Raw genomic sequence first — 11,825 nt, 5'->3', positions numbered from 1 at the left:
CACCAGCTTTGAAATATCTACAAATTATCCTCTTTGTGTTTTGCGTACACGCCTGTTCCTCTCCAGCAGACACTACTCGTCCCGCAGAACGTGAGCCTGAAGAACTCTCTGCTTTTTTACCTCCACCTAAACCAAATCCTTACAAATTCTTCAAGGCTGACCGTACTGATACTGCTTGTCTTGCTGAGTTGCAAAAGGCGCAGCAAGATTTTCTAAAAAACAAGTTAGTCTATGTTTCTGCTTTTGATGGAGGGTTTAAGCGCTACGATGATGAACTAAAGGAAGTTCTTGGCGAGCATAACATCGTCTACGAGCCCATTGGAATGAATTGTACAGGTTATAACCTATACTATGGGCATTATATGGATAGCATCATTATTCAGCGACATGGAAGTCGTTTTATAGATAGTATGCGAGTAAAAGCCGATCAATTATATCTCTCCAGATGGGCTACTAAGACATATAGATCTTTCGACGTCGATATTGCTCCGGATTATTGCGCGACGCAGCCTGAGCAATATATCATAAACAAGCTAAATCTGCCCGCTAATTGGGATAATAAACCAATGACAAACTGGCGTCAGTTCATTATGCTGGACGTACTGATTGACAGCACTGGCGCTGTTTCATTGGTTTCTTTTGATACAGCTTCTAATCTGAAAAAGAGTAATCAGAAACACCTGTCCTACTTCAAAAAAGAAATAACAAAAATCATACGCAGCATGGGTAGCTGGCAACCTGCTATACTGAATAGTCATAGAGTTAAATGCTGGCAGTACATAGATGTAGATCTAGACAAGCAAATTGCCGAGTCGCCGCCTGTGACTCTTCCTAAATACGTCAGAAATCCAACTGCTTATTAAACTCATTTTTTAGCTGCTATGGAGCTTGCGAATGAAAATACGTCCTTTAACCTGGCTATTCATGCAGCACCACGATACCGCTTTCTGCGTCAGTATATCAACCGTGCATTGCAACATCTCTCATAGCGAAGCTCCTCTAGTCAATAATCTCCCAACCAACCCTACCGGCCGAATCCGCATCTTCCCGGCATGAAACACCTATTGCTCGTGACCTTATGCGCGGCGGCTACTTCTGGGGCCCGCGCCCAGACTACCCCGGCCCCGCTCCCCGATTCCGTGCAGGCCTTCCTCGATAAGAGCCTGACGCTGCTGGAAACGCACTCTTTGGAGCGAAACGCCGTGAACTGGCCCCAGCTGCGCCAGACGGTGCAGCAGAAAGCCCAAGGCGCGCAGTCGGTGAGGGAGTTGCTGCCGGTGTACCCCTATGTATTCGAGCAGCTGAAGGACGACCACGGCTGGCTGACCTACAAGGGCAAAACCTACAAGTGGCGCAACCCCGCCCGCCCTGCCTACGCCAACGCCGCCGTAAAACAGGCCCTGGCCCAGAAGCCCGGCCTGGTTATCCGGATGTTGCCCGGCCGCATCGGTTACGTGCAGCTGCCGGGCATCAACGCCGGGGGCAGCCTCGAAGCCATGCAGGCGGCGGCCCTGGTGGTGCAGGATTCCCTTTGCCGCCACCACCCCGACCAGGCCCGGGCCTGGATTATTGACCTGCGCCTGAACGACGGCGGCGCCATGGCCCCCATGCTGGCCGGCCTCGCCCCTATCATCGGCGACGGCCACTTGGGCGGCTTCGTAGACAAGGATGGCAAACCCGACCAGCAGTGGTACCTCCGCCAGGGCAATTTCTACATGGATTCCATGCAGGTCACGACGCTGCCCAACCGCTGTCCCGTGCGCCGCACCGACAAGCCCGTGGCCGTGCTGCTCAGCGGCCTGACCGCCAGCTCGGGCGAAATCGTGGCCATCAGCCTGCGGGGCCGGCCCGCCACCCGCTCGTTCGGGGAGCCCACCTACGGGGCCACCACCGCCAACGAAAGCTACCGCATCAGCGGCACCAGCTACCTCACCATCGCCGGCATGCAGGAAACCGACCGCAATAAAGTAGTCTACAAAACCAGCCTCACCCCCGACGTCCTCATCCCCGGCGGCGACAACTTCGCGGACCTGAGCAAAGACGCCAAAGTAGCCGCGGCGCTGAAGTGGCTGAAGAAGCAGAAAAGCCGGTAGTCTGGCCGTAGAGCAGATAGCCCAGAGGCCTGCTTTACTTATTCAGGTATTGTCATGCTGAGCGCAGCGGAGCGGAGTCGAAGCATCTCTACCGCTTCATTGCAATGCCAATTGATTAGTACTGCGGTAGAGATGCTTCGACTCCGCTCCGCTGCGCTCAGCATGACGGGGAACAAGGTTTTACCAAACCCAAAACGCGCCTACAGCCGCGGGTCCACGGCTTCGCTTTCCAGGGCCAGCACGCCGAACACGCACTGATGGACCTCGCGCAGCGGGGCACCGGCCACGAACCGTTCCAGGCCTTCCACGCCGAGGGTGAATTCGCGCAGGGCGAGGTTGCGCTTGGCCTTCACGTTTCGCTCGCGCAGGCGCTCCAGGTTGCCGGGCAGCAGGTAATCGGGGCCGTAGATGATGCGCAGGTACTCGCGGCCCCGGCACTTGAGGGCCGGCTGCACCAGCTGTTTCTGGCCCGTGGGGATGAAGTCGTAGGGCTTCACCACCATACCTTCGCCGCCGGCCGCGGTGAGGTCCAGCCACCACTGGGTGGCGGCTTCCACGTCGGCAATATCCTGGAGATGCACCACGCGGTAGGGCGTGGCGCGGAGCAGGCCTTCATCGGCAAGGCAGAGGGCGCGCAGGGTTTCCATGTGCCAGGCGTGGTCCTTATCGAAGTAGGTGCGGCCCTCGGTGGCGAGCAGGTGGAACGGGGCCAGGCGCAAATCGGCGAGGCTTTCCACGGGCCAGCAGTAGCGGCGGTAGGCCTCGGCGTAGTGCCGGGCGGCTTGCTGGCGGGCGGTGGTGCGCGCCAGCAGCGCCTCCACCCCATCGAGGCCCCGGGCGGCGGCCTGGGTGAGGATGGCGGCGGCTTCGGGTAAGGCCGCAGTGGCAGCCGCCGCAACGGCGGCGTACTGGTTGCGGATCAGCTCCTGGGCCTTGGCCGACCACGGCAGCAGCTCGGCATCCAGGCACACCCAATCGGTGCTGAACCGCTCCCAGAAGCTGCTGGCCGTGAGGGCGTCCTGCAAGCGGGCCAGGAAAGCGGCTTCCAGATTGGAGTCGGTGAAGAAGTTGCGGCCGGTGCGGGTGTACACCTTGCCCGGCCCCTCGCCCACCACCCCGAAACGGCGGCGCGCGGCGTCCTCATCCTTGGCCAAAACCACCACCACGCGGCTGCCCATGTGCTTTTCCTCGCACACCACCCGCTCCAGCCCCTGCCGGCGGAAGTAGTCGAAGGCTTCGGCGGGGTGCTCCAGCAGATCCGGCAGCGCCGAGGTTTCCGACGGGCTCATGGTGGGCGGCAGGTACAGCAGCCACTTCGGATTCAGGGCAAACCGGCTCATCACCTCCAGCGCCGCCGCCGCGTTTTCCTCCCGCACCGTCACGGATGGCAGCAGGCGCGTCTTGATGATCTGCTTGCCCAGCACATCCTGGATATCAAGTAGCTCGTCGTGGACTTGCTGGGCGGAGAGTTGAGTTGTCAGTTGTTGGTTGTCAATTGTTAGTTCATTTTCACTGCCTGACAACTGACAACCAGCAACTGACAACTGATTTCTGACAACTGACAATGGCCGCACCGGCTCGCAATACACCTGCTGGGCGGGAACCGAAACCAGCTCCCGCTCGGGGTAGCGCAAAGCGGTGAGGCGGCCGCCGAACACGCAGCCGGTGTCAATATCGATGGTGTTGTTGAGCCACTCGGGGTCGGGCACGGGGGTGTGGCCGTACACCACCGTGGCCCGGCCGCGGTACTCCGAGGCCCAGTTATAGCGCACCGGCAGCCCGAACTCGTCGATTTCGCCGGTGGTTTCGCCGAATAGCGCGAAGGCCCGCACGGCGCCCGAGCCGCGGCCCTGCATTTCCTCGCGCATGCCCGCGTGGGCCACCACCAGCTTGCCGCCATCGAGCACGTAGTGGCTCACCAGCCCATCCAGAAACTGTCGCACCTGGCTCTTGAACGTGTCGGATTCCGCGGCCAACTGCTGCACCGTTTCGGCAAAACCATGCTTTTCGTTGACCTGCTTGCCATTGAGGAAGCGCAGCAGCTTGATATCGTGGTTGCCGGGCACGCACAGCGCCAGCCCGCTTTGCACCATGCTCATCACCAGCCGCAGCACCTGCGGGGAGGCCGGGCCGCGGTCCACCAGGTCGCCGAGGAACAGCACGCGGCGCGGTGGCTGTAGAGGCGCAATATCTTGCGTCTCGTCGTTGCTGAGGTTGTTTGAAATGCCGTCCGTTTTCGCATCGTTCAACGATGAGACGCAAGATATTGCGTCTCTACGGCGCGTCACCCGCACGCCCAAATCTCGCGCATCCAGCACAGGAGTTTCCTCCACGTCATAGCCCAGCTGCGCAAGCAGCTGCACCAGCTCCAGGTAGCAGCCGTGCACGTCGCCGATGATATCGAAGGGGCCGGTGTCCTGCTTGCGGTTGCTGTAGAGCGGGTCGCGCTGCACGGCCTGCACCACATCAATCTCCTCGGGCCCGCGCAAATGGTAGACGTGGCGAAACCCCTCCTGCTTGAGCGACTTGAGGCTGCGGCGCAGCTGCTGGCGCTGGTTCGGGATGACGTGGCGGCCCAAGTGCTGCCGCTCGGCGCGCTGGCGGTTGCGGTCCTCGGCCAGACGGTCGGGCACGTCGAGGACGACGGCCGTGGGCAGCACGTGGTAGTCGCGGGCCAGCTGCACGAGAGTTTTGCGGGCTTCGGGCTGCACGTTGGTAGCGTCCACCACCGTCAGCAGACCGCGCTTGAGGCGCAGCCCCACCAGATAGTGCAGCAGCGCAAACGCCTCGGGCGTGGCCGACTGGTCGTTTTCATCATCCGCCACCAGCGCCCGGCACTGGTCCGACGACACAATTTCGGTGGCCGAAAACAGCCGCCGCGCAAACGTGGATTTGCCCGCCCCGGACGTACCGATGAGCAGGACGAGGGAAAGTTCGGGTAGTTTGAGGGAGGTAGTGGGTTGGGGCATATGAGGTGTGGGAGCGTATATTGAGTTGCTTTCGATAGGAATAACGCCCGGCAAAAATGCGTAAACTCTCTCAACCGACGACTTATTCAGATGCAGATTTCTATAGAACGAATTATCAAAGAGGGAGACGTCAGCCCGCTGAAATGGGGCATGAGTGGTGAAGACATTGCCCACAAGCTGCCCCATTCCCATCAACTTATCCGGAAGCATCGCCAAGGCAATTATCCCTTCCTGGACCTGAATGGCGTTGAGTTACACTTCAGGGAGGATTTTTATCAGGAGCTTTATCAACTAATTATCCAGGTGTGGCGCATTAAGCCGAAAGCAAAAAAACGCTTCTTCGACGTTACCTGGCTCCACAGCAACCTAACCTACGAGAAGGTGTTGCGCAACCTTGAAAGGGTAGGCTGGCATTTTACAGCGTATTCCGGCTCGCAGAAGGAACCCCTGCTGCTGGTGGAGGGCCGTGCCCTGTTTTTCTTCTATGATATACCGAAGCCGAATGGCACGCACCTGCTTTGCAAAGTTGTCATTCTCAACCCAGAGGGTGCCCGAAATGTCACAGAACGCCTGGATTGACTGGTATTTGTCATTGAAGCCCTTCAAACAGGCCGTTAGCTCCAGTCCTCCATGACTATTCAGCAACTCATAGCAACCCTCAAAGCAGACCTGTCGCAGACGGATATAACGCTGTACCCGTCCGCCAGCGCACAACTGATGCAGCAATTAGAGGCAGCGTTGGGGGTAACCCTTCCTGCTGACTTTCGGGGATTTTATGCCTTTTGCAATGGGTTCAAATCAGCTGAATTTCTGTTCCATATTACTCCAATTGAGGAGATTATCCATTTCAAAGACTACCGGCCTCATCAATTCCTCTTTGCCGAGTATGGAGCTTGCGTTGATTTTTGGATGGTGGACATACTACCGGAGAGCAGTGGCTACCGGATTCTGAGCCAAGGTCCAGATGGAGAAATGGTCTTTCTTACCGATTCCCTGGCCTTATTTATCCACCGATTCTTACAGGGCGGCGTTTTTAGGTTGATTGACTGGGCGTCTGAGCTTACCGACTGACCCCTGGTTAGAGACTGATCATCAAGCTAATAACACTTGCTCGCCCACCGCCTCCTACCGCCCGCCCGTGATGCGAAACTCCACGCGGCGGTTGAGGCGGCGGGTAGCTTCCTGGGCGTTACTGGCCCGGGGCTCGGTGCCGCCGAGGCCGAGGCCGGTAATGCGCCCGGCGGCAATGCCCTGGCTGACCAGGTAGGCTTTCACCACGGCCACGCGCTGCTCACTGAGCTGCACGTTCAGCTGCGGGTCGCCCTGGTTATCGGTGTGGCCGCGCAGCTCGATGGTCAGCTCCGGGCTGGTGGTCAGCAGGTCCAGCAGGCGGTTGAGGTCGGGCGCCGATGAAGGTAGCAGCACGGCTTTGCCCTGCTCAAACTCCACGTTATCGAGGCGCAGCACGGTGCCGGGGCGCAGCGGCCGCAGCACGATATCCTGAAAGGAAGGACCGGCCGTCAGCTGATACACGGTATCCAGGGGCAGATAGCCCGAGAGCTGCACCCGCACCTGGTAGGGCTGGGCGGGCACGCCGGCTACCAGAAACTCCCCCGCCGCCGTGAGCGTGCGCCCGGCCGCCGCAGTTCCCGGCTCGGCCACCGACAGCCGCGCCTGCGGCAGCGGCGCCTGGCTTTCCGCATCCAGCACCCGCCCCTGCCAGGTGGCTGTCGGCGGCGACGGCGGGGCGGGGAGGCTGGCCGCCTGATTGCGGCGAAACAGGTTGCAGCCGGCCAGATCGGTGTACACGCCCCGGCGCACGTAGGTAGCCTGCTGGCGGGCCAGATCTATTTCGTAGACTGATTTGGGGCCGGCCACGTACAGCCGCCGCCGGCCGCTGGTGTCCTGCTGCATTAGTAGGTCGCTGTAGCCGCCCTGGGCCGGCAGCCCGGTCAGGGGTAGCGGCAGCGGGGCCGGCTGTCGGGTGGGCACGTCAATTTTGAGCAGCGTCCCGTTGGTGCTGTACACCGCGTAGAGCGTGTCGGTTTCGTCGAGGCAGAAGTTGGCGTGGGTGCCGGCCCCGGCAAAGCCTACGGTCGGGTAATACGGCATAGCCCGGAGCGGGTCGCGAGTCCAAACCACCGTCACCGAATCGGTTACGGGGCTCACGCGCACCAGCAGGTTGGCGTCGTTGGTGATGAAAAGAAGGTCGCCGCGCCGGTCGGTGGCGGCCGAAATCCAGACGTTGCCCGAGCCCTGGGCCGGCAGCTCCCAGCCGGTGTAGCCGCCCTGGCGCGTGGCGGGGTTGTAGCGGTACACCCGCTCGGGCTGGTTGGTGGGCGATTTGGTGACGGAATACAGGCAGTTATCAAAGCCCTTGGCCAGCGCGTACGACTGAAACGGCAGCACCCGCCGGTGTATTTTGGGCGCGGCCGTCAGAGCGTTGCCGGTCCACTCGTGAATGGTCCGGCAATCATCTTCCCAGATGCCGTCATGTGCACGCAGCGCGGCAATACCGTAGAGCTTATCGTCGCACAGCTGCTCGGCGTAGCGGCGGCTGGGGCGGCCCGGCCCCACAAAGGCGAAGGAGTTGAGCAACTGCCGGCCCGGGGCCAGATACTGCGCATCCCGGGCGGTTGCGGCCCGGTATTCCAGCCGGAACTCGTAGCCGCCCCGCCACAGCAGCCGGCCCAGCACGCGGGTCCGGGCCGCGGCCGAATCGGCGTAGGTGTACTCGTAGCGCAGCTCCTGGTAGCTCCCGGCGTCGTGCTGGCTGAGCTGAAGCACCTGCGCCCGGGGCAGCGCCAGCAACGCCTGCCACACCGAATCGAGCGGATCGGCGGCGAGCGGGGGCTGGTTTACGCGGCTCGCCGGCAGCGGCTGGCTGCTGAGCTGCACGACGGCCGGGGCGGCGGCCCAATCGGGACCCACGTAGAAGCTGACGTTAGGGGCTTCCTTCTCCTCATGCACCAGCCAGCCGTGCGGATAGACCAGCTGGTAACCGGTAGCGGCATCGGTGAACCGCTGCCAGTCGGCAGGCACTTCGGCTGGCACCTGCGCCCCGACCGGGCCGGCCATGCCCCACCCCGCCAGCAGCAACCACAGGAAACAGAGCCACTTCAGCCGTTCGGCACGCAATACCATTCGGCAAAAATACGGAGCCGGGCCGCAACTTCAGCGGGCACCACCTGCGACGCATTTTCATGCCACGCGGTTCCCCCATAGCCGCCTACTGTATCCAGCCAAAGTGCTATTCCGCCCCCGACCCATACGCCGTACCCTCGCGTGAAGGCAGTGCGGAGTACCAGGTTCGCAGGCCGGCCGCACCCGTCCCGCCGCTACCGCTCAAAAACGGCCAGTTGCGAGGGCGCGCCCACTTCGGCCGCTTCCGGCCCCAGCGGTTCCAGGCGCACCCGGTAGCCGTGGCGCACGGCCACGCCGTCGGCCCAGGCCGCAAACTCGGCCCGCGTCCACTCGAAGCGGTGGTCGTGGTGGCGGAAGTCGCCGGCGGCCAGGGTTTCGTAGCGCTGGTTATAGTCGGCGTTGGGGGTGGTAACGAGCACGGCGGCCGGCCGGGCCCGGGCGAAAACCACCTGCTCGAAGGCGGCCAGCCGGTTTTCGTCAAGGTGCTCAATGACTTCGACCACGGCCGCCGCGTCGTAGCCAGCTAGGCGGGCATCGTGGTAGAGCACCGAGCCCTGAGCCAGCGTCAGCCGCTCGCGCTGGCGCGGGGGCATTTCCGGGAGGTGCAGGCGCTGGGCGGCGCGCTCCAGCTCCCGCCAGCTCACGTCCAGAGCCAATACGTGCTCCACCTGCGGATTTTGCAGCAGCCGGCGCACCAGCTTGCCCTCGCCGCAGCCCAGATCCATCACCCGCTTCGCCCCTAATGCCCGGATTACTTCGGCCACCCGGTCCAGGCGCTGGTCGTGGAGTTTTTGGCTGGGGGTTGCGGGTACTTCGTTGGCGGTGGGTAGCTCCGCCGTGGCAGTAGCGGGCTCATCGTCCTCGGCGTCCTTCTCCACGGCCAGCAGCCGCGCCAGCGTGGGGTTCACGTACTCGGCAAAGCGCAGGTAGCGGCGCGTGATGAACTCCCGCTCGGGGTGACGCGGCAGCCACTCGCCGCCGCGCAGCAGCAGCTTTTCGGCCTCAGCCGGCCCGATGTAGTAGTGCTTGTTGTTGTCGAGCACCGGCACGAGCACGTAGAGGTGCGTCAGCAAATCGCGCAGGCGCAGGGCTGGGTGGCGCAGACGCAGCGTGTAGTAGGGGCTCTCGCCCCACTCCGGCCGGGTCGGGTCGAGCGGGTGGGCTTCGGTTTCGATTTCGTAGCCTAGCGGCGCAAACAGGCGGTACAGCTGCGCGGGGCTGGCAGCCGGCACCACGGCCACGGTGGCTTCCAGGGGCAGCAGCACGTCGGGCAGGCCGGGGCGGTCCTGGCAGGTGCCGTTCATGGCCGTGTTGAAGGCTTTGGCCAGGGCCGTGCTCAGAAACGAGGAGGCCACGTAGGGCCGGTCGTTCACGTACTGGGCCAGGGCGAAGTTCTCGGCCGCGCCTTTCTGGCTGCGCACCAGCCCTACGGGGTCGATTTCGAGCAGCAGGGCCACTGTGCAGCGCTCCGCCGTGGCTTCGGGGTAGAAGATGTGGGCCTGCCCGGCGGTGAGCTCCAGCGTCTGGAGGCGGGCGGGGTTCTTGTGCAGCAGGTAGCCTAAATCGGTGGCGGGCTGGTGGGTGGTAGTGATGGTAAGGAGCATGGCCGCTAACAGATATAATACGCGAGGCAGCAAGATACGCACCCACCGGCCGGCACCAAGCGCCGCCCGCGCCGGCCGCGCTACCGGGTACCAGCCGTATCGGTGAGGGCCAGCAGGAAGGCTTTGAGGGCGCGCTGATCGGCGGCGGAGAGGTGGAGCTTGTCGGGGGGCAGGGTTTGATTGGGCACGGACAGGCCTCGGCCCTGGCCACCGCCTTCGTTGTAGAACTCAATTACCTGCTCCAGGGTACGGTAGGCGCCGTTGTGCATGTAGGGCGCGGTAAGGGCCACGTTGCGCACCGTCGGAATCTTGAAGGAGCGGCGCAGCTGCGGCAGCGGCACCTGGGCGTAGCGGCCCTGGTCGGCATCGAGGCGGCGGGCCTTGGGGGCGGCCTCCACCCCCAGCACTTCCGATTCGGCCTCGGTGAAGCCGGGCGGCACCGTGCCGTTGAACAGGGGCGCGAAGTGGCAGGTGCCGCACTTGCCGGCGCCCATAAACACGTTGAAGCCCCGGATTTCCTCCCGGCTTATTACTTCCCGCTGCCCCCGCAGGTGCTGGTCGAAGCGGGAGTTCAGCCGAACCAGACTCCGCTCGTAGGCCGCCAGAGCCGTCTGAATCCGGACGGGCGTAATGGCCGGCTCCGCGCCTACCTCACTGCCCGGAAACGCCGCCCGGAACTGCCGCACGTAGGCGGGGCTACGCTGCAGCTGACGGGCGGCCGTTTCCAGGGAGCCGTGCATTTCGTCGGGGTTGCCGACCACATCCACGGCCTGGTTTTCGAGGGTGGCGGAGCGCAGGTCGTAAAACTGTCCGGCCTGCAGCGCGGCATTGAGAATGGTGGGCGTGTTGCGGTGAATAAGGCCGCCCGGCGTGAGGGTGGCGTTTTTAGCGAGGCCGTCCGTGAAGGCCTTATCAGGTTGGTGGCAGCTGGCGCAGGAGCGGCCCTGGCTACCCGACAGCACCGGGTCCTGAAACAGCTGGCGGCCCAGGGCCACCCGGGCTTCGGTGCGGTAGTGCTGGGGCGTGGGGGCGTAGAAATCGGGGTTGAAGGCGGCCGAGTCGAAGAGCGTGGCGGCATCGGAGCGCAACGCCCGCACTTCCTCGAAAGGCCGGATGCCCAGCTGCTGCTGGCAGGTCAGCAAAGCCCGGCCCAGCGGGTTGGCATGGTCAGTGATGAAAGCCAACCGATCAAATTCATTGAAATCCGGGTGCAGGCGTACGTAGTGCTCCGCCTGGGCCAGTTGCTGCTGGGCCTTTTCGTAAGCCGTCGAAGCGGGGGCGGCGGGGCCAGGGGCGTAATAGCTCAGGACGGGGCGCAGGGCCGCCAGCGCGGCGCCTATTTCGGGCAGGGTGGCGGCGGGGCTCAAAGGCGTATCGAACCCGGTGATGCCCAACGACACCACCCGGAAAACCTGGAGCCGCAGCACGTCGAATACGTGGGCATCGGTGAGTTCCTGCACCTGCCAGCGGGTGCGGGCATTGCTGATTTCGCGCTGCACGGCCCGCACTTCCCGCTCCAGCTCGGCATGGTTGGTGGGGTCGTACGCGGGGTAGAGCATCGTTTCCAGCACCTGAAAGCCGCCGGGCTCAAAGTCCTTGTTTTCGGCCACTTCCACTTCCCCGATAGGAGGACCATTCAACAGGCGGGCCGTGCCGGGCATGTAGTACTCGGCAAACGGCTCTACGCGCTTATACAGCAGCCGGGCCGTCCGAAAGCTGCGTCGCAACGAATCGGGGGCGGTGCCGCGCCGGGCCAGGGGCAGCAGCTGATGCTGCACGTGCCGCTGCAGCCGCGCCAGCTCCCGCGCAACGTGCTGATGCACACGCGGCGCGGCGCGGTCAGCGGCCCCGGAAGCCGGGGCACCCGAGCGGGAACAGGCCCCGGCCAATGCCAGCAGGGCCGCCAGCAGCAGCGGCGCGCAGGCACGGAGAACAAGGAGAAGCGGTTGAAACATGCGTAAAAAGCGAAAATCAGGGCCAGGGTTCGGACAGCAATAACCCTCCACCGATAACCG

The 11,825-nt window shown here is 63.0% G+C and carries 8 protein-coding genes; 4 read left to right on the top strand and 4 right to left on the bottom strand.

What is annotated here, in order from left to right:
* Positions 1-8: 8 nt before the first annotated feature.
* Positions 9-863 (top strand): hypothetical protein, encoded by an 855-nt coding sequence (locus tag EI293_RS08885; protein ID WP_125436773.1) that lies wholly within the window; start codon positions 9-11, stop codon positions 861-863.
* A gap of 189 nt (positions 864-1,052) precedes the next feature.
* A complete protein-coding gene (locus EI293_RS08880; RefSeq protein ID WP_125436772.1) occupies positions 1,053-2,093 on the top strand; it encodes a S41 family peptidase in 1,041 nt (346 codons plus the stop codon).
* 200 nt (positions 2,094-2,293) lie between these two features.
* Here EI293_RS08880 and EI293_RS08875 read toward each other — a convergent pair whose 3' ends face one another.
* Complete coding sequence (locus EI293_RS08875; RefSeq protein ID WP_170170317.1) at positions 2,294-5,062, bottom strand: polynucleotide kinase-phosphatase; 2,769 nt, start codon at positions 5,060-5,062, stop codon at positions 2,294-2,296.
* Positions 5,063-5,152: 90 nt separating this feature from the next.
* Between EI293_RS08875 and EI293_RS08870 the strand changes: the two genes are divergently transcribed.
* Positions 5,153-5,641, top strand: a complete 489-nt coding sequence (locus tag EI293_RS08870) for a hypothetical protein (protein WP_170170316.1) — start codon at positions 5,153-5,155, stop codon at positions 5,639-5,641.
* Between the two features lie 51 nt (positions 5,642-5,692).
* Positions 5,693-6,133: an SMI1/KNR4 family protein gene (locus tag EI293_RS08865; protein ID WP_125436769.1), complete on the top strand. Its 441-nt coding sequence runs from the start codon at positions 5,693-5,695 to the stop codon at positions 6,131-6,133.
* A gap of 54 nt (positions 6,134-6,187) precedes the next feature.
* On the opposite strand, the gene EI293_RS08860 is transcribed toward EI293_RS08865, so the two are convergent.
* From EI293_RS08860 to EI293_RS08850, 3 genes are all read right to left on the bottom strand, one after another.
* The gene (locus tag EI293_RS08860) at positions 6,188-8,206 is read right to left on the bottom strand and encodes an OmpA family protein (protein WP_125436768.1); all 2,019 of its coding nucleotides are present in this window, start codon (positions 8,204-8,206) and stop codon (positions 6,188-6,190) included.
* Positions 8,207-8,400: 194 nt separating this feature from the next.
* Positions 8,401-9,810 (bottom strand): 3' terminal RNA ribose 2'-O-methyltransferase Hen1, encoded by a 1,410-nt coding sequence (locus EI293_RS08855; protein ID WP_125436767.1) that lies wholly within the window; start codon positions 9,808-9,810, stop codon positions 8,401-8,403.
* Between the two features lie 80 nt (positions 9,811-9,890).
* Complete coding sequence (locus EI293_RS08850; RefSeq protein ID WP_125436766.1) at positions 9,891-11,765, bottom strand: cytochrome-c peroxidase; 1,875 nt, start codon at positions 11,763-11,765, stop codon at positions 9,891-9,893.
* Between the last annotated feature and the right edge of the window lie 60 nt (positions 11,766-11,825).

Origin of the sequence: Hymenobacter perfusus, assembly GCF_003944765.1 — a bacterium.
Classification (GTDB): domain Bacteria; phylum Bacteroidota; class Bacteroidia; order Cytophagales; family Hymenobacteraceae; genus Hymenobacter; species Hymenobacter perfusus.
This window is presented reverse-complemented; position numbering and strand designations above follow the sequence as displayed.